Origin of the sequence: Cellulomonas carbonis (genome assembly GCF_014636275.1) — a bacterium.
GTDB classification, from domain to species: Bacteria; Actinomycetota; Actinomycetes; order Actinomycetales; family Cellulomonadaceae; genus Actinotalea; species Actinotalea carbonis.
Genome location: NZ_BMEB01000004.1, coordinates 275,866 through 293,498 on the forward strand (window position 1 = coordinate 275,866; position 17,633 = coordinate 293,498).

Sequence of the window (17,633 nt, forward strand, 5' to 3'; positions counted from 1 at the left end):
CCACGCACGGGGCGCGCGACGCGACCGCGTCACAGCGGGCGGCAGGTGCTCCGCTCGACGAGCTCGGTGGGCAGGCGCACGTGGATCTCCTGTGGCGGTGCGCCCGACATGAGGCCCACGAGCAGCCGGATCGCCTCGGAGCCCATGCGCTGCATCGGCTGGCTGATGGTGGTCAGCGGGGGAGAGGTGAGGGCCGACTCCGGCACGTTGTCGAACCCGATCACCGAGAGGTCGTCGGGCACCCGCATGCCGCGCGACCGCGCGACGTCGATCGTCGCGATGGCCGAGAGGTCGTTCGCCGCGAAGACGGCCGTCGGCCGGTCCGGCACGTCGAGCAGCTCGTGCGCGGGCGCCTCGGCGGTCTCGCGGCGGTAGCCGCCCACCCGGACGAGGGCCGGGTCGACCTCGATGCCGGCACGGCTCAGCGCGAGCCGGTACCCCTCCTCGCGCAGCCGCGACGACTCGAGGTCCGGGCGTCCGCCGAGGAAGCCGATGCGACGGTGGCCGAGCCGCAGCAGGTGCTCGGTCGCCACGACCGCGCCGGTCAGGTTGTCCGAGTCGACCGTCGGCAGGCCGGACGGCCCGCTGTGCGGGTCGATCGCCACGACGGGGACGCCCGCGTCGGCGTCGACGACCGTCGGCGTGACGAGGACCGCGCCGTCGATGAGGGTCCCGCTCAGCCGGGACAGGTAGCGGCGCTCCCATCCGACGACGCTCGCGGTGTGGCCGGAGTACGCGAGGAGCTCGTACCCCGTGTCGGCGATCGCGGCCGAGGCACCCTTGAGGATCTCGGTGCTGAACGGCTCGAACTCGGCGACGAGGATGCCGATCACGTTGGTGCGGTGGCTGCGCAGGGACCGCGCCACGAGGCTGGACTCGTAGCCGAGCTGCTCGATGACCTCGCGTACGCGCTCGCTGGTGGCGCCCGCGACGCCGTACCGGCCGTTGATGACCTTCGAGACCGTCGCGACGGAGACGCCCGCGGTCCGCGCGACGTCGTTGATGGTCACCCGTCCCTGACGCACGATCGAACGATACAGCGAGAAACCGTTATCGATAACGTTTTACCGCCGGTCGGTCCCGCGTGTCGGCACGCGGTGCCAGCATGGGGCCATGAGCGACATCCTCCCGCACGCCGTCGTGTCCCGGCGAACCGACGCGCGGCACTGGCGCGTCGTGCTGGGGACCCTGCGCGCGACCTTCCGCACCGGCTCGTTCGCGCGCGGCGCCGAGCTCGTCGCCGCGGTGGCCGCGACGGCGGACGAGCTGGATCACCACCCCGACGTCCTGCTGCGCTACGGCACGGTCACCGTGACGACGCTCTCGCACGACGTCGGCGCCCTGACCGAGCGTGACGTCGAGCTCGCGCGTCGGGTCTCGGCGCTCGCCGACGAGCGCGGCGTCGAGGCCGACCCGCGCGCGCCGCGCATGCTGGAGATCGCGGTGGACACGCAGGACGTCGCGGCGGTGCTCCCGTTCTGGCAGGCGGCGCTCGGCTACGAGCGGGACCCGCACGACGTCGAGCGCCTCGTCGACCCGGCGGGTGAGGGGCCGTGCGTCTGGTTCCAGCACATGGACTCCCCGCGCCCGCAGCGCAACCGCATCCACATCGACGTCGACGTCCCGCACGACGTCGCGCTCGACCGGCTGGGCGCCGTGCTGGCCGCCGGCGGGCGGCTCGTGAGCGACCGGCGCGCGCCCGCGTTCTGGGTCGTCGCCGACGCCGAGGGCAACGAGGTCTGCCTGTGCACGTGGCAGGGCCGAGGTCAGGGCGACTGAGGGCTGCAGGCGCGCCCGGGCGGTGGCCGCGTGGGCCGTCGATGTGCTCGCGGGGCCCTCCCGCAGGGCCGCACGGCGTCCTCGGGGAAAAGGTCCGCAGTGCGGCCACCTCGCCGGCCCGTGCTGCCCGCCGACCTAGACTCCGGCCATGAGTGACACCCTGCCCGCCGCCCCGCCCGCCGACCGGGACGCAGCGGTCGACATCAAGCCGCGCAGCCGCCAGGTGACCGACGGGCTCGAGGCCACGGCCTCGCGCGGGATGCTCCGTGCGGTCGGCATGGGCGACGAGGACTTCGCGAAGCCCCAGATCGGCGTCGCGAGCTCGTGGAACGAGATCACGCCCTGCAACCTCTCCCTCGACCGCCTCGCGAAGGCCGTGAAGAACGGCGTGCACGCGGGCGGCGGCTTCCCGCTCGAGTTCGGCACGATCTCCGTCTCCGACGGCATCTCGATGGGGCACGAGGGGATGCACTTCTCCCTCGTGAGCCGTGACCTCATCGCGGACAGCGTCGAGACGGTCATGCAGGCCGAGCGGCTCGACGGGTCCGTGCTCCTCGCCGGCTGCGACAAGTCGCTCCCCGGCATGCTCATGGCCGCGGCGCGCCTCGACCTCGCGTCGGTGTTCCTCTACGCGGGCACGATCGCCCCGGGCTGGGTCAAGCTCAGCGACGGCACCGAGAAGGACGTCACGATCATCGACGCCTTCGAGGCCGTGGGCGCGTGCGCGCGCGGGCTCATGAGCAAGGAGGACGTCGACCGGATCGAGCGGGCGATCTGCCCGGGCGAGGGTGCCTGCGGCGGGATGTACACGGCGAACACCATGGCGTCGGTCGCGGAGGCCATGGGCATGTCGCTGCCCGGCTCGGCCGCGCCGCCGTCCGCCGACCGGCGCCGCGACGCGTTCGCCGCGCGCTCGGGCGAGGCGGTCGTCGAGCTCCTCCGCCGCGGGATCACGGCGCGCCAGATCATGACCAAGGAGGCGTTCGAGAACGCGATCGCCGTCGTCATGGCGTTCGGCGGGTCGACCAACGCGGTGCTGCACCTGCTCGCGATCGCGAACGAGGCCGAGGTCGACCTGTCGCTCGCGGACTTCGCGCGGATCGGCGCCAAGGTGCCGCACCTGGGCGACCTCAAGCCGTTCGGCCGCTACGTGATGAACGACGTCGACCGCATCGGCGGCGTCCCGGTCGTCATGAAGGCGCTCCTGGACGCGGGCCTGCTGCACGGGGACTGCCTCACCGTCACCGGGAAGACGGTCGCCGAGAACCTCGCCGACGTGAACCCGCCGGACCCCGACGGCAAGATCCTCCGGGCGCTCGACGACCCGATCCACCGCACGGGCGGGATCACGATCCTGCACGGCTCGCTCGCGCCCGAGGGTGCGGTCGTGAAGTCCGCGGGCTTCGACTCCGACGTGTTCGAGGGCACCGCTCGCGTGTTCGACCGCGAGCGGGCCGCCATGGACGCGCTCGAGGACGGCACGATCCAGGCCGGCGACGTCGTCGTCATCCGGTACGAGGGCCCCAAGGGCGGTCCTGGCATGCGCGAGATGCTCGCGATCACCGGGGCCATCAAGGGCGCCGGTCTCGGCAAGGACGTTCTGCTCCTGACGGACGGCCGGTTCTCGGGCGGGACGACGGGCCTGTGCGTCGGGCACGTCGCCCCCGAGGCGGTGGACGCCGGCCCGATCGCGTTCGTGCGGGACGGTGACCGGATCCGCCTCGACGTCGCGAGCGCGACCCTCGAGCTCCTGGTCGACCCGGCCGAGCTCGAGGCCCGCGCGGCCGGCTGGGCGCCGCTGCCTCCGCGGTACACCCGCGGTGTGCTCGCCAAGTACGCCAAGCTCGTGCAGTCCGCGTCGAAGGGCGCCGTGGTCGGCTGACGTCGGAGGGCCCGCCCGGTGACGGGCGGGCCCACCGCGTCACCGGGCGGGTCCGCACCGGGGAGCGGTCGTCGACCTTGTCCGGATCGCGGTCTCGTGAACCACGATGTGAGACCCGTGCCGGTTCGCGTGACAGCGTCAGGGGCGAGGCGTAAGGTCGACCACGTGCAGACGACCGTTCTCGTAGTACTCGCCTAGGCGCTCGGGCCGACCCGCCAGCCAGGTCTCGTCCGCGCGCCACCCCTCGCAGCCCACCTGACGGGCGGAGGGGTTTTTTCATGTCAGGGGTCGCCGCACGGCGCAGCACAGCAGGACACCGCACGCACCACACCCCTCCAGGGAGAGCACATGGTCCAGGGCACGCAGCAGGCCCCGTCGCAGGGCGCGGGGCGCCCCGCCGACACCCGACCGGTCACGCCGGCGGACGTCCGGCCGGCCCAGGACCGTGTCACCGTCCCCAGCACGTCCGTCACGGGCGCGGAGTCGATCGTCCGGTCGCTCGAGGCGGCCGGGACCGAGGTCGTCTTCGGCATCCCCGGCGGTGCGATCCTGCCGACGTACGACCCGCTCATGGACTCCACGAAGCTGCGGCACATCCTCGTCCGGCACGAGCAGGGCGCCGGTCACGCGGCGTCGGGCTACGCCTACGCGACGGGGCGCGTCGGGGTCTGCATGGCGACGTCCGGGCCGGGTGCGACCAACCTCGTGACGCCGATCGCCGACGCCAACATGGACTCGGTGCCGCTCGTCGCGATCACGGGTCAGGTCGGCGCCTCGATGATCGGCACCGACGCGTTCCAGGAGGCCGACATCGTCGGCATCACGCTGCCGATCACGAAGCACAACTTCCTCGTCACCGACCCGGACGACATCCCGCGGACGATCGCCCAGGCCTTCCACATCGCCAGCACGGGGCGGCCCGGGCCCGTGCTCGTCGACATCGCGAAGTCCGCGATGCAGACCCGCACGACGTTCTCGTGGCCGCAGTCGGTCGACCTGCCGGGCTACCACCCCGTGACCAAGCCGCACGCCAAGCAGATCCGTGAGGCCGCGCGCCTGCTCGCGACCGCGCGCCGGCCGGTGCTCTACGTCGGGGGAGGCGCCCTGCGCGCCGGGGCGAGCGCCGAGCTGCGGCGTCTCGTGGACGAGTCGGGTGCCCCCGCGGTGACGACGCTCATGGCGCGGGGCGTCCTGCCCGACTCGCACCCGCAGCACCTCGGCATGCCGGGGATGCACGGGACGGTCCCGGCCGTGGCGGCGCTGCAGAAGGCCGACCTCATCGTGGCCCTGGGTGCGCGCTTCGACGACCGCGTGACCGGGAAGCTGTCGTCGTTCGCGCCGCACGCGACGGTCGTGCACGCGGACATCGACCCCGCCGAGATCGGCAAGAACCGCCGCGCCGACGTGCCGATCGTCGGCGACCTGCGCGAGGTCATCGCGGACCTGCTGCCCGAGCTCGCGCGCGAGCACGCTCAGCACGGCAAGCCGGACCTCGAGGGCTGGTGGCGGCAGATCGACGACTGGCGCGAGACGTTCCCGCTCGGGTTCACCGAGCCCGAGGACGGCCACCTCGCGCCGCAGCACGTCATCCAGCGGCTCGGCGAGATCGCCGGGCCCGAGGCGATCTACGTCGCGGGCGTCGGCCAGCACCAGATGTGGGCCGCGCAGTTCATCCGGTACGAGCGACCCAACTCGTGGCTCAACTCCGGGGGCCTGGGCACCATGGGCTACTCGGTGCCCGCGGCCATGGGCGCGAAGGTCGGCGACCCGGACCGCACCGTGTGGGCGATCGACGGCGACGGCTGCTTCCAGATGACCAACCAGGAGCTCGCGACCTGCGCGATCAACGACATCCCGATCAAGGTCGCGCTCATCAACAACTCCTCGCTCGGCATGGTCCGGCAGTGGCAGACGCTCTTCTACGAGTCGCGGTACTCCAACACGGACCTGCACACCGGCCACGGCACCGCGCGCATCCCGGACTTCGTCAAGCTCGCCGACGCGTACGGCTGCGTCGGCCTGCGCGCCGAGACGGCCGCGGACGTCGACGCGACGATCCGGCGCGCGATGGAGATCGACGACCAGCCCGTCGTCGTCGACTTCACGGTGTCGCGCGACGCGATGGTGTGGCCGATGGTCGCCGCGGGCGTGAGCAACGACGAGATCCAGTACGCGCGCGGCATCAGCCCCGCCTGGGACCGGGAGGAGTAGTGCGGCGCATCGGTCTGCTCGGCGGCACCTCGTGGGAGTCGTCGGCGCACTACTACGCCCAGCTCAACGAGGGCGTCCGCGAGCGGCTCGGCGGCTTCCACTCGGCCGACCTCGTGCTGCGGTCGGTCGACTTCGCCGAGGTCGAGGCGCTCCAGGTCGCGGGTGACTGGGTCGCGCTCGGGGAGCGGTACGCGGCCGAGGGCCGGGCGCTGCGCGCGGCCGGCGCCGAGCTGGTCGGCATCCTCGCGAACACCATGCACCTCGTCGCCGACGACGTCGCGGCCGGTTCGGGCCTGCCCGTGGTCCACGTCGTCGATGCCGTCGCCGACGCCGCCGAGCGCGCGGGTGCCCGGCACGTCGGCCTGCTCGGGACCGCGTACACCATGGCGTCCGACCTGTACCCGTCCCGGCTCGCGCCGCGCGGGATCGAGACGCTCGTGCCCGACCCGGCCGACGCCGACGAGGTGCACCGGCTCATCTACGCGGAGCTCGTGCACGGCCGCGTGACGCCGGCGACCCGGCAGGCGTACGTCGACGTCGTCGAGCGGCTCGTCGCGCGCGGCGTCGACGCGGTGGTCCTCGGGTGCACGGAGCTCGCGATGCTCCTCCCGGGCGACACCCCGTTCAGCCCCGTCCCCGTGCTCGACAGCACGGCCGTCCACGTCAACGCCCTGCTCGACGCCGCGCTCGCGGCCGGGCTCCCCGTCGAAGAAGAAGGTGCTGCATGAGCAGGCACACGCTGTCCGTCCTCGTGGAGAACAAGCCCGGCGTCCTCACGCGGGTCGCGGGCCTCTTCGCGCGGCGCTCGTTCAACATCCACTCGCTCGCGGTGGGGCCGACCGAGCATGAGGAGATCTCGCGGATCACGGTCGTCGTCGACGTCGACGAGCTCCCGCTCGAGCAGGTGACGAAGCAGCTGAACAAGCTCATCAACGTGATCAAGATCGTCGAGCTCGAGGCCGACGCGTCCGTCCAGCGCGAGCTCCTGCTCGTCAAGGTCCGCGCCGACGCGACCACGCGGTCGCACGTGCTCGAGGTCGTCCAGCTGTTCCGGGCGCACGTCGTCGACGTCGTGCCCGAGGCCGTCGTCATCGAGGCGACGGGCAGCCCGGGCAAGCTCGACGCGCTCCTCGCGGCGCTCGAGCCCTACGGCATCCGCGAGATCGTCCAGTCCGGCACCGTGGCCATCGGCCGCGGCGCGCGGTCCATCACCGACCGAGCCCTCGAGCGGGTCAACCGCTCGGCCTGACGGGCCCACCGGCCGTCCACCCGGCGGCCGCACGACCGGCCCGCGCCGCTCGTGCGCCACACTGCACGCACCACCCGAGAACCAAGGAGACACCCCCGTGGCAGAGCTGTTCTACGACGACGACGCCGACCTGTCCCTCATCGCCGGCCGGAAGGTCGCCGTCATCGGCTACGGCAGCCAGGGGCACGCGCACTCGCTCAACCTGCGGGACTCCGGTGTCGACGTGACCGTCGGTCTGCGCGAGGGCAGCCCGTCGCGTGCCAAGGCCGAGGAGCAGGGCCTCAAGGTCGCGACCGTCGCCGAGGCGGTCAAGGGTGCCGACGTCGTCGTCGTCCTCGCGCCCGACCAGTTCCAGCGGCACATCTACCGCAACGAGATCGAGCCCAACCTCGCCGAGGGCGCGGCTCTCGTGTTCGGCCACGGGTTCAACATCCGCTTCGGGTACATCAAGCCGGCCGCCGGCCACGACGTGCTCATGGTCGCGCCCAAGGGCCCGGGTCACCTCGTGCGCCGCGAGTACGAGGGCGGTCGCGGCGTGCCCGTGATCGTCGCCGTCGAGCAGGACGCGTCCGGTCAGGCGTGGGACCTCGCGAAGTCGTACGCCAAGGCCATCGGCGGGCTCCGTGCGGGCGGGATCAGGACGACCTTCACCGAGGAGACCGAGACCGACCTCTTCGGCGAGCAGGCCGTCCTCTGCGGCGGTGCGTCACAGCTCGTGCAGTACGGGTTCGAGGTCCTCACCGAGGCCGGCTACCAGCCCGAGGTCGCGTACTTCGAGGTCCTCCACGAGCTCAAGCTCATCGTCGACCTCATGGTCGAGGGCGGCATCGCGAAGCAGCGCTGGAGCGTCTCCGACACGGCCGAGTACGGCGACTACGTCTCCGGTCCCCGGGTCATCTCGCCCGAGGTGAAGGAGAACATGAAGGCCGTCCTCGCGGACATCCAGAACGGCGCGTTCGCCGAGCGCTTCATCGCCGACCAGGACGCCGGCGCGCCGGAGTTCACGGAGCTGCGCGCGAAGGGCGAGCAGCACCCGATCGAGGCGACGGGCCGCGAGCTGCGCAAGATGTTCTCGTGGATCAAGGACTCGGACTCCGACTACGTCGAGGGAAGCGCCGCCCGCTGACCGAGTGGTCCGCGACGCAGGAGCGGCCCGCGAGGACGAGGGCGGTGCGTCCCGAGCATCGGCGTGAGGGAAGCGCCGCCCGCTGATCCCCGAGGCCGGGTCGCTCTGCGGAGCCTCGGTCCGACGTCGACCACCCGGTCCTGGCGGGCCTCCCGCGAGACCCGGCCACGGCGTCGGACCGGGGCTCCGCTGCGCTGTGCCGCTGCGGAGCCCCGGTCCGACGGCTTGGGGCCTTCGGCGTCCTCGCGGGGCGTCTGGACGTCGGGTGAGGTGGTCGTCGCATCTGGGCCTCTTGACAGGACTACTGCGTCGACCCGCTCCGCGGATGCACGGTGTCGGTGTCGGGTGCGCGCGTGCGGCGGGTGTGGTCGTCGGCCGGGCCCGCGTCGGGCGGGTCGGGGCGGCCGACCGCGGTGTCGGCCTTGACGGCGTCGCGCTCGCCGCGCGCGCGCCACGGGCCGACCGTCGTGTCGTGGTCCGTCTGGTGCTCGGCCTCCGCGTTGACCTCGGCCCCGAGCAGCACGGCCATGCTCGTCAGCCACATCCACACCAGGAGCACGACGACGCCGGCGAGCGCCCCGTAGGTGCGGCTGTAGCTCGCGAACCACGTCACGTACAGCGAGAAGCCGGCCGAGACCAGGAGCCACAGGACCGTCGCGACGACGGCGCCCACGGTGACCCAGGGCAGGCGCGCGTCGCGGCGTTCGGGCGAGAAGCGGTAGACGCCGGCCAGCGCGACGGCCGAGACGACGGCGAGCGCGAGCCACCGCCCGGCGTCGAGGAGTGCGCCCGGGACGCCGTCGAGCGTCACCGTCACAGGAACGACCGCGACGAGCGCCACGAGCAGGACGAACGTGACGACGGCGCCGAGGGTGAACGCCAGGGCGATGAGGCGGCGCTTGACGAAGCCGACGCGCTCGGTCTCCTCGTACGCCATGTTGACCGCGGTCACGAGGTTGGCCACGCCGACCGACGCCGACCACACGGCGGCGACGAGCGAGACCACGAGCCCCACGGAGAACCCCTGCTGGTCGCCGGCGACCAGGTCGGTCAGCTGCTGCCCGACGAGACGTGTCGCGTCCGGAGGGAGGACCTCGGCCACCTGGCGCACGTGCCCGTCGAGGTCGGTGGGGTCCGCGACGAGCCCGTACAGCAGGACGGCGGCGATGAGGGTGGGGAAGATCGCGAGGAAGCCGAAGAACGCGACGCCCGCCGCGACGAGCGGCACGCGGTCCTGCGCCGACCGCACCACGGCCCGGCGGACGACCTGCCACCACCCTCGCAGGGGGATCTCGCGCGGGCTCGTCGCGTGCGCGCCGGGGTGGCGGCGCTCGAGGGCGCCGGCCGTGGCGTGGTCGGTCCGGGGGTTTTCCGTCCGGCTGCCGCCCGTCGGCGCCTCGTCCGTCCGCGCGCTGCCCGTCCGCGCGCTGCCCGTCCGGGCCGGGGGTTCGTCGCTCGGGGTCATGGCCTGCCTGGGTGGTCGAGGCTCGCCGACGTGGCCGTCGGCGCGTGCGTCCAGTGTGGTCGCCACGGCCGCGGGTCGCCTGACGACACGTCACCCCCGTGCACACTGACCGCATGGTGAGCCGGGCGTCCCGAGGGGTGGACGGGTGACGCTAGGGTGACCGGCATGGGACGCACTGTGAAGCTCGCCGTCGTCGCGGGTGACGGGATCGGTACCGAGGTCGTCGAGCAGGGGCTCGCGGTGCTCGACGCCGCGGTCGCCGGCTCGGACGTGACGGTCGAGCCGACGCACCTGGACCTCGGCGCCCGGAGGTGGCACGCGACGGGGGAGACCCTGACCGACGCCGACCTCGCGACGGTCCGCGAGCACGACGCGATCCTGCTCGGCGCGATCGGTGACCCGGGCGTGCCCTCGGGCGTCCTCGAGCGCGGGCTGCTCCTGCGCCTGCGCTTCGAGCTCGACCACTACGTCAACCTGCGCCCGGCGCGGCTCTACCCGGGCGTGACGTCCCCGCTCGCCGACCCGGGCGAGGTCGACTTCGTCGTCGTGCGCGAGGGCACCGAGGGTCCGTACGTCGGTAACGGAGGCGCGATCCGCGTCGGCACGCCCCACGAGGTGGCGAACGAGGTCAGCGTCAACACCGCGTTCGGCGTCGAGCGCGTCGTGCGCGACGCGTTCGCCAGGGCCCAGGCGCGCCCGCGCAAGCACCTCACGCTCGTGCACAAGCACAACGTCCTCGTGCACGCGGGCCACCTGTGGCGGCGCACCGTCGAGCGGGTCAACGCGGAGTTCCCCGACGTGACGACCGACTACCTGCACGTCGACGCGGCGACGATCTTCATGACCACCAAGCCGTCCCGCTTCGACGTGGTCGTGACCGACAACCTGTTCGGCGACATCCTCACCGACCAGGCCGCGGCCATCACGGGCGGCATCGGGCTCGCGGCCTCGGGCAACATCAACCCGGACCGGACGTCGCCCTCGATGTTCGAGCCCGTGCACGGCTCGGCCCCCGACATCGCGGGCCAGGGCAAGGCCGACCCGACCGCGACGGTCCTGTCGGTGAGCATGCTGCTGGAGCACCTGGGCCTCGACGAGGCGGCGGCCCGGGTCGAGCGTGCGGTCGCGGCGGACCTCGCCGAGCGCGGCGCGCGAGTACGGACGACGGCCGAGGTGGGCGCAGACCTCGCCGCGCGCGTCGCCGGCTAGGCGCTGTACCCCGTCGGCCGTCGCCCCGGTACCGTCAGGAACCGTGCGGGCTCGCGCCCCGGGGAAAGGATCGACATGAGCACCACTGCTGCTGCGCACCACGCCTCGACCGTCGACCGGTTCGAGGTCCGTGCGAACGACGCCGCCCGCACCGACGAGGAGCGCGCACGCCTCCTCGAGTCGCCGGCGTTCGGGACCGTCTTCACCGACCACATGGCCCGTGTGACCTGGACCGCCGACGGCGGGTGGGCCGACCGCCGCGTCGAGCGGTACGGGCCGCTCTCGATGGACCCCGCGTCGGCGGTCCTGCACTACGGCCAGGAGATCTTCGAGGGGCTGAAGGCCTACGCGCACGCCGACGGCTCGGTGTGGAGCTTCCGGCCCGAGGCCAACGCGCGGCGCTTCGCCGCGTCGGCGCGCCGGCTCGCGCTGCCGGAGCTGCCCGTCGAGGACTTCCTCGGGTCGGTCGAGGCCCTCGTCCGGACCGACCGGGGCTGGGTTCCCTCGGGCGGCGAGACGAGCCTGTACCTGCGTCCCTTCATGTTCGCGTCCGAGACGTTCCTCGGCGTGCGACCCGCGCGCGAGGTCGAGTACGTGGTGATCGCGTCGCCCGTGGGCCCGTACTTCGCGAGCGGCGTCAAGCCGGTCTCGATCTGGGTGTCGACCGACTACCACCGTGCGGGCCCGGGCGGCACCGGGGCGGCGAAGTGCGGTGGCAACTACGCCGCGAGCCTGCTGCCGCAGCAGGAGGCGTACGCGCGCGGCTGCGAGCAGGTGTGCTTCCTCGACGCGACGACCAGCACGCTGGTCGAGGAGCTCGGCGGGATGAACGTGTTCGTCGTCGGCGCCGACGGCACCGTGAGCACCCCGGAGCTGACCGGCTCGATCCTCGAGGGCGTCACGCGCTCGTCGATCCTCACGCTCCTCGCGGAGGCCGGCCACGACGTGCAGGAGCGGCCGATCCCGCTCGCGGAGGTCCGCGCAGGACTCGAGGACGGGTCCGTCGCCGAGGTGTTCGCGTGCGGGACGGCGGCGGTCGTCACCCCGATCGGACGCCTCGCGAGCGACGAGTTCGACCTGACCGTCGGTGACGGCGGCACGGGCGCCGTCACGGCGTCCGTCCGCGCTCAGCTGACCGACATCCAGTACGGCCGCGCCGCCGACCCGCACGGCTGGATGCGTCGGCTCGCCTGACAAGCGTCACCGGCCCGACGGGCTCGGTGCGGTGACGGGCTCGGCACGCGGTGCGGGGCCCGTCACCGCGTGCCGAGCCGGCCGGGGCACGGCACGCCGCGCCGGTGCTGCTGCCGTGCCGTCCCGCGGTCCGGATGCGTGTTCTCGACGTGCGAGACGTGTGGCATCATGGCGACGTGACCTGCATCACGCTCATCATCGTGTAGCGCGTCCGGCCCACCCGCCGGACGCGCAGACCTCCCGTACCCCGGGGGGTCTTTTTGTTGGTCGGGGCCCACCACGCCCAGGCCTGCTCGTCCATCTCCTGGCACCACCCCCGCCGGGAGGCGACCCCGCGGCACACTGCGGGGGAGCGCCGGACGGGCTCGACCGAGGACAGCACGACGCCGCCACGCGGCCGACCGAAGAGAGCACGCCGTGGACTCCACCACGTTCGACGTCTACGACACGACCCTGCGCGACGGCGCCCAGCAGGAGGGCATGAACCTCTCGGTCGCCGACAAGCTGACGATCGCCCCGCTGCTCGACGAGCTCGGCGTCGGCTACATCGAGGGCGGCTGGCCGGGCGCGATCCCCAAGGACACCGAGTTCTTCCGGCGCGCGGCCAAGGAGCTCGAGCTCGAGCACGCCGTGCTGGCCGCGTTCGGGTCGACCCGCAAGGCCGGGGCGCGCGCGTGGGAGGACGCCCAGGTGCGCGCGCTGCTGGACTCGGAGGCCTCCGTCGTGACGCTCGTCGCCAAGCACGACGTCCGGCACGTCGAGCGCGCGCTGCGCACGACGGCGGAGGAGAACCTCGCGATGATCGCCGACACCGTCGCGTTCCTCGTGGCCGAGGGGCGGCGCGTCGTCGTCGACGCGGAGCACTTCTTCGACGGGTACCGGTACGACGCGGACTACGCGCTGCGCGCGGTCGAGGCGGGCTTCGCCGCGGGCGCCGAGTGCGTCGTCCTGTGCGACACCAACGGCGGGATGCTCCCCTCGCGGGTGCACGAGGTCGTCTCGGCGGTCCGCGCGCGCACCGACGGGCGGCTGGGCATCCACGCCCACAACGACTCCGGCTGCGCGGTCGCGAACAGCATCGCCGCGGTCGAGGCCGGTGCGGTGCACGTCCAGGGCACGGTCAACGGCTACGGGGAGCGCACGGGCAACGCGGACCTGCTCACGGTGGTCGCGAACCTCGAGCTCAAGGAGGGTCGCGAGCTGCTGCGCGGGACCGGTCTGCGCGACATGACCCGCATCGCCCACGCGATCAGCGAGGTGACCAACATCGCGCCGTTCGCACGGCAGCCCTACGTCGGCGCGAGCGCGTTCGCGCACAAGGCCGGGCTCCACGCGAGCGCGATCAAGGTGGACCCGGACCTTTACCAGCACGTCGACCCCGTCGCGGTGGGCAACGACATGCGCATGCTCGTCTCGGAGATGGCCGGCCGTGCGTCGATCGAGCTCAAGGGCCGCGAGCTCGGCTTCGACCTCGCGGGCCGGACCGAGCTCCTGTCGCGCGTCACGAACCGCGTCAAGGACGCCGAGGCCGAGGGCTACACCTACGACGCCGCGGACGCGTCGTTCGAGCTCCTGCTCCGGGAGGAGCTCGAGGGGGAGCGGCCGGCGTTCTTCCGCACCGAGAGCTGGCGCGTCTTCGTCGAGACGGTGCCGGGCGACCCGACCGAGGCGAGCAGCGAGGCCACGGTCAAGGTGCACGTCGGCGGCGAGCGCGTGATCGCGACGGGGGAGGGGAACGGGCCGGTCAACGCGCTCGACCACGCGCTGCGCAAGGCGCTGGCGCCGTGCTACCCGGAGATCGAGCGCTTCGAGCTCATCGACTTCAAGGTGCGGATCATGGACACGCAGCACGGCACGGACGCGACGACGCGCGTGCTCGTGGAGACCATGGACACCGGCGCCGAGGCGACGTGGAGCACGGTCGGTGTCGGCCCGAACATCGTCGAGGCGTCGTGGGAGGCGATCGTCGACTCGATCGTGTTCGGGCTGCACCGCGCCGGCGTGACGCGCCGGGGCTGACCGCCCCGGTCGGGCGTGACGCGCCGGGGCTGACCGCACCGGTCGGGCGCGACGCGCCCGGGGCCGACCGCCCCGGGCGCCGCGGTCACCGCAGCGGCGTGTGCGCGGCGTCCACCCGCTCGTCGTCGCGCACGGGACCCGGGGCGGTGCCGTCGCCGAACGGGCGCCCACCGAGCTCCTCGCGGCCGTGCGGCGTGACCCAGCCGGACAGGTCGGGCCCGACCGGCACGACCTGGGTCGGGTTGATGTCGGTGTGCACGACGTAGTAGTGCTGCTTGATCTGCGCGAAGTCGATCGTGTCGCCGAACCCCGGCGTCTGGAACAGGTCGCGCGCGTAGCCCCAGAGCGCGGGCATCTCGGTGAGCTTCGTGCGGTTGCACTTGAAGTGCCCGTGGTAGACGGCGTCGAAGCGCACGAGCGTCGTGAACAGGCGCACGTCGGCCTCGGTGATGGTGTCGCCCACGAGGTACCGCTGCGTCGTCAGGCGCTCCTCCAGCAGGTCGAGCGCGTCGAACAGGCGGTGGTACGCGCGCTCGTAGGCCTCCTGCGACCCAGCGAAGCCGCAGCGGTACACGCCGTTGTTCACGTCGCGGAAGACGACGGCGTTCACCTCGTCGATCTCGGCGCGCAGGTGCTCGGGGTACAGGTCGGGTGCGCCCTCGCGGTGGTGGTCGACCCACTCGGTCGACAGGTCGAGCGTGATCTGCGCGTAGTCGTTGGTGACCACCGCCCCCGTCGTCACGTCCACGAGGGCCGGGACGGTGATGCCCCGCGAGTACTCCGGGTCGCGCCGCAGGTAGGCGTCCTGGAGTCGGTCGATGCCGAGGACCGGGTCCTTGCCGTCGGGGTCGAGATCGAAGGTCCACGACCGCTCGTCGTGCGTCGGCCCGGGCAGGCCCAGCGAGATCGCGTCCTCCAGGCCGAGCAGGCGGCGCACGATGATCGTGCGGTTGGCCCACGGGCAGGCGCGTGCCGCGACGAGCCGGTAGCGGCCGGCCTCGACCGGGAACCCGTCGCGGCCGTCGCGCGTGACCCGCGTCGTGATGTAACGGGTGTCCCGCGTGAACTCCTTGCCCTTGACCGTGTAGGTGCCGGCGGTGCTGTGCTCGGGGTGGTCCGCGGCCATGTCCGCTCCTCACGTCGCGTCGATCCTGATAGTTCAGTATTCAACTAGGCATAGGATCATGCCATGCGAGGCGAGTACAAGGTCCCCGGAGGCAAGCTGGTCGCGGTCGACGCCGAGGTCTCCGAGGGGAGGATCTCGCGCGTCGCGGTGAGCGGCGACTTCTTCCTCGAGCCGGACGACGCGCTCGAGGCGATCGACGCGGCCCTGCTCGGCATGTCCGCCGACGCGACCGTCGCGCGCCTCACCGGCGTCGTCGAGAGCGTGCTCGGGCCCGACGTCACCATGGTCGGGTTCTCGCCCGAGGCCGTCGCGATCGCCGTCCGCCGCGCGCTCGGGCACGCCACCCGGTGGGAGGACCACACGTTCGAGGTCGTCCACGAGGGGCCGCAGTCGCCAGTGATGCACATGGCCCTGGACCAGGCGCTCGCGGAGTCGGTGGGCGACGGCACGCGCCGCCCGACCCTGCGGATCTGGGAGTGGGGTGCGCCTGCGGTCGTCATCGGCTCGTTCCAGTCGCTGCGCAACGAGGTCGACCCCGAGGGCGCCGAGCGGCACGGCATCAGCGTCGTGCGGCGCATCTCGGGCGGCGGCGCGATGTTCATCGAGCCGGGCAACACCATCACGTACTCGCTCACGGTGCCCGCGTCCCTCGTCGAGGGCCTGAGCTTCGAGCGGTCCTACGCGTTCCTCGACGACTGGGTGCTCGGGGCGCTCGCCGAGCTCGGCATCCAGGCGACCTACGTGCCGCTCAACGACATCGCGTCGCCCGCGGGCAAGATCGCCGGCGCCGCGCAGAAGCGCCTCGCGAACGGCGCGGTCCTGCACCACGTGACCATGGCGTACGACATCGACGCGACCAAGATGCTCGAGGTCCTCCGGATCGGGCGCGAGAAGATGTCCGACAAGGGGACGACGAGCGCCAACAAGCGCGTCGACCCGCTTCGCTCGCAGAGCGGCATGCCGCGCGCCGACGTCATCGAGGCGTTCAAGGCCCACTTCCGGTCGCGCTACGACACGGTCGACGGCGAGGTCACACCGGCGGAGCGGGCGCGCGCCGAGGAGCTCGTCGAGACCAAGTTCGGCACGCGGGAGTGGACGGCGCGCGTCCCCTGAGACGGTCGGCGCGTGTCCGTGGGCCCGGCCCCTGACCCGGTCGCCTCACCGCGCCGGCCGGGCCGGACGGTCGCCGAACACCGCCGAGCCGACGCGGACGATCGTCGCCCCCTCGGCGACCGCGCTCTCGAGGTCGCCGCTCATGCCCATCGACAGCTCGGTCGCGTGGGCGGTGCCGGGCACCCCCGAGCCGGCGACCTCGTCGCGGACCTCGCGCAGCCGACGGAAGCCGGCGCGCACCACGGCGTCCTCATCGGACAGCGCGCCGACCGTCATGAAGCCCGTGAGCCGCAGCCGGTCCAGGCCCGCCACGTGCTCCGCGAGAGCGCCCGCACACTCCGGCGCGACGCCGTGCTTGGCGGGCTCGCCCGACACGTTGACCTGGATCATGACGTCGAGGTCGCGCCCGAGCGTGACGCAGCGACGGGCGAGGCGGTCGGCGAGCGCGACCGAGTCGACCGTCTGGACGCAGGTCGCCCAGCGCAGCGCGGCGTTGACCTTGTTCGACTGCAGGTGCCCGATCAGGTGGAGCTCCGGCCCGAGGTCCGCGATCCCGGGTGCGTGCGCGACGAGCTCCTGGACGGTGTTGTCGCCCAGCAGCGTCGCGCCCGCGAGCACCGCCTCGCGGACGAGGGCCTCGGGCTGACGCTTGACGGCGAGCATGAGGCGGACCGACGCGGCCGGGCGGCCCGCGGCGTCGGCCGCACGCCCCACCCGCTCCCGCACGTGCCCCAGGCGGGCCATGAGGTCGGTGGACACCCCGCGACCCTACCGGCGTGCTCAGGGGCCGGATCAGGTGGTTCCCCGATGCGCCCGCGCCGCGCGACGGCGAGGGTGGGTGCATGAGGACCCTGCTCAACCTGATCTGGCTCGTGTTCGCGGGTGCGTGGCTCGCCCTGGGCTACGCGGTCGCGGGCGTGATCTGCTGCGTGCTGGTCGTGACCATCCCGTTCGGCATCGCGTCGTTCCGGATCGCCGCCTACGTCCTGTGGCCCTTCGGACGGACGGTCGTCGAGCGGCGCGACGCGGGCGTGATGTCGGCGCTCGGGAACGTCGTGTGGCTCCTCGTCGCGGGCGTGTGGCTCGCGATCGGCCACGTCCTCACGGCGGTGCCGCTGTTCCTGTCGGTCATCGGGATCCCCATGGGCATCGCGAACCTCAAGCTCATCCCCGTGTCGCTCATGCCGCTCGGCAAGGAGATCGTCAGCACCGACCGCCCGTTCGCGCCGCGCTGAGCCGAGGGCGCCGCAGGCCCGAGCG

15 protein-coding genes are annotated in these 17,633 nt (G+C 72.9%); 11 read left to right on the forward strand and 4 right to left on the reverse strand.

Features of this window, described 5'->3' with window-relative positions; all coding sequences use genetic code 11:
- Positions 1–29 precede the first annotated feature (29 nt).
- The gene (locus IEV86_RS13600) at positions 30–1,028 is read right to left on the reverse strand and encodes a LacI family DNA-binding transcriptional regulator (protein WP_043605360.1); all 999 of its coding nucleotides are present in this window, start codon (positions 1,026–1,028) and stop codon (positions 30–32) included.
- 85 nt (positions 1,029–1,113) lie between these two features.
- Here IEV86_RS13600 and IEV86_RS13605 point away from each other — a divergent pair, with 85 nt between their 5' ends.
- The 6 genes from IEV86_RS13605 (at position 1,114) to ilvC (ending at position 8,247) form a co-directional block, all read left to right on the forward strand.
- Positions 1,114–1,779: a 4a-hydroxytetrahydrobiopterin dehydratase gene (locus tag IEV86_RS13605; RefSeq protein WP_043605358.1), complete on the forward strand. Its 666-nt coding sequence runs from the start codon at positions 1,114–1,116 to the stop codon at positions 1,777–1,779.
- A gap of 148 nt (positions 1,780–1,927) precedes the next feature.
- Positions 1,928–3,661 (forward strand): dihydroxy-acid dehydratase, encoded by a 1,734-nt coding sequence (gene ilvD / locus IEV86_RS13610; protein WP_052426122.1) that lies wholly within the window; start codon positions 1,928–1,930, stop codon positions 3,659–3,661.
- Between the two features lie 348 nt (positions 3,662–4,009).
- Positions 4,010–5,872, forward strand: coding sequence for an acetolactate synthase large subunit (locus tag IEV86_RS13615; RefSeq protein ID WP_043605357.1), 1,863 nt, complete (start codon positions 4,010–4,012; stop codon positions 5,870–5,872).
- Positions 5,872–6,600 carry an aspartate/glutamate racemase family protein gene (locus IEV86_RS13620; protein ID WP_043605356.1) on the forward strand — a complete coding sequence of 243 codons (729 nt, stop codon included), beginning with the start codon at positions 5,872–5,874 and terminating at the stop codon, positions 6,598–6,600. The genes IEV86_RS13615 and IEV86_RS13620 overlap by 1 nt, the downstream gene beginning before the upstream one ends.
- Positions 6,597–7,121 carry an acetolactate synthase small subunit gene (gene ilvN / locus IEV86_RS13625; RefSeq protein WP_043605354.1) on the forward strand — a complete coding sequence of 175 codons (525 nt, stop codon included), beginning with the start codon at positions 6,597–6,599 and terminating at the stop codon, positions 7,119–7,121. Before IEV86_RS13620 ends, ilvN begins: the two co-directional genes overlap by 4 nt.
- Positions 7,122–7,218: 97 nt before the next feature.
- Complete coding sequence (ilvC, locus tag IEV86_RS13630; protein WP_043605351.1) at positions 7,219–8,247, forward strand: ketol-acid reductoisomerase; 1,029 nt, start codon at positions 7,219–7,221, stop codon at positions 8,245–8,247.
- Positions 8,248–8,548: 301 nt separating this feature from the next.
- Here the strand turns inward: ilvC and IEV86_RS13635 are convergent, their stop codons facing one another.
- Positions 8,549–9,712, reverse strand: coding sequence for a YihY/virulence factor BrkB family protein (locus IEV86_RS13635; RefSeq protein ID WP_081978659.1), 1,164 nt, complete (start codon positions 9,710–9,712; stop codon positions 8,549–8,551).
- Positions 9,713–9,877: 165 nt separating this feature from the next.
- On the opposite strand from IEV86_RS13635, the gene IEV86_RS13640 reads away from it, so the two are divergent.
- The 3 genes from IEV86_RS13640 to cimA all read left to right on the forward strand — a co-directional run bounded on the left by IEV86_RS13640 (position 9,878) and on the right by cimA (position 14,134).
- Positions 9,878–10,921 (forward strand): 3-isopropylmalate dehydrogenase, encoded by a 1,044-nt coding sequence (locus IEV86_RS13640; protein ID WP_043605393.1) that lies wholly within the window; start codon positions 9,878–9,880, stop codon positions 10,919–10,921.
- Positions 10,922–10,996: 75 nt separating this feature from the next.
- Positions 10,997–12,115, forward strand: a complete 1,119-nt coding sequence (locus IEV86_RS13645; protein WP_043605349.1) for a branched-chain amino acid aminotransferase — start codon at positions 10,997–10,999, stop codon at positions 12,113–12,115.
- A gap of 480 nt (positions 12,116–12,595) precedes the next feature.
- Positions 12,596–14,134, forward strand: a complete 1,539-nt coding sequence (gene cimA, locus IEV86_RS13650) for a citramalate synthase (protein WP_229734657.1) — start codon at positions 12,596–12,598, stop codon at positions 14,132–14,134.
- Between the two features lie 85 nt (positions 14,135–14,219).
- Here cimA and IEV86_RS13655 read toward each other — a convergent pair whose 3' ends face one another.
- Positions 14,220–15,260, reverse strand: coding sequence for a glutathione S-transferase family protein (locus tag IEV86_RS13655; protein ID WP_043605344.1), 1,041 nt, complete (start codon positions 15,258–15,260; stop codon positions 14,220–14,222).
- 63 nt (positions 15,261–15,323) lie between these two features.
- On the opposite strand from IEV86_RS13655, the gene lplAB reads away from it, so the two are divergent.
- Positions 15,324–16,373, forward strand: coding sequence for a lipoate-protein ligase LplAB (lplAB, locus tag IEV86_RS13660; RefSeq protein ID WP_043605342.1), 1,050 nt, complete (start codon positions 15,324–15,326; stop codon positions 16,371–16,373).
- 45 nt (positions 16,374–16,418) lie between these two features.
- Here lplAB and IEV86_RS13665 read toward each other — a convergent pair whose 3' ends face one another.
- Complete coding sequence (locus tag IEV86_RS13665) at positions 16,419–17,117, reverse strand: YggS family pyridoxal phosphate-dependent enzyme (protein WP_043605391.1); 699 nt, start codon at positions 17,115–17,117, stop codon at positions 16,419–16,421.
- A 98-nt stretch (positions 17,118–17,215) separates the two neighbouring features.
- Here IEV86_RS13665 and IEV86_RS13670 point away from each other — a divergent pair, with 98 nt between their 5' ends.
- Complete coding sequence (locus tag IEV86_RS13670) at positions 17,216–17,608, forward strand: YccF domain-containing protein (protein WP_043605388.1); 393 nt, start codon at positions 17,216–17,218, stop codon at positions 17,606–17,608.
- Positions 17,609–17,633: the final 25 nt, after the last annotated feature.

Bases quoted from the DNA above. Each gene is read 5' to 3' on its own strand.
- IEV86_RS13640 (WP_043605393.1), top strand. From the start codon at position 9,878: ATGGGACGCACTGTGAAGCTCGCCGTCGTCGCGGGTGACGGGATCGGT.
- IEV86_RS13605 (WP_043605358.1), top strand. From the start codon at position 1,114: ATGAGCGACATCCTCCCGCACGCCGTCGTGTCCCGGCGAACCGACGCG.
- IEV86_RS13665 (WP_043605391.1), bottom strand. From the start codon at position 17,117: ATGGCCCGCCTGGGGCACGTGCGGGAGCGGGTGGGGCGTGCGGCCGAC.
- cimA (WP_229734657.1), top strand. From the start codon at position 12,596: ATGAACCTCTCGGTCGCCGACAAGCTGACGATCGCCCCGCTGCTCGAC.
- IEV86_RS13670 (WP_043605388.1), top strand. From the start codon at position 17,216: ATGAGGACCCTGCTCAACCTGATCTGGCTCGTGTTCGCGGGTGCGTGG.
- ilvN (WP_043605354.1), top strand. From the start codon at position 6,597: ATGAGCAGGCACACGCTGTCCGTCCTCGTGGAGAACAAGCCCGGCGTC.
- IEV86_RS13635 (WP_081978659.1), bottom strand. From the start codon at position 9,712: ATGACCCCGAGCGACGAACCCCCGGCCCGGACGGGCAGCGCGCGGACG.
- ilvD (WP_052426122.1), top strand. From the start codon at position 1,928: ATGAGTGACACCCTGCCCGCCGCCCCGCCCGCCGACCGGGACGCAGCG.
- IEV86_RS13655 (WP_043605344.1), bottom strand. From the start codon at position 15,260: ATGGCCGCGGACCACCCCGAGCACAGCACCGCCGGCACCTACACGGTC.
- lplAB (WP_043605342.1), top strand. From the start codon at position 15,324: ATGCGAGGCGAGTACAAGGTCCCCGGAGGCAAGCTGGTCGCGGTCGAC.
- IEV86_RS13615 (WP_043605357.1), top strand. From the start codon at position 4,010: ATGGTCCAGGGCACGCAGCAGGCCCCGTCGCAGGGCGCGGGGCGCCCC.
- IEV86_RS13645 (WP_043605349.1), top strand. From the start codon at position 10,997: ATGAGCACCACTGCTGCTGCGCACCACGCCTCGACCGTCGACCGGTTC.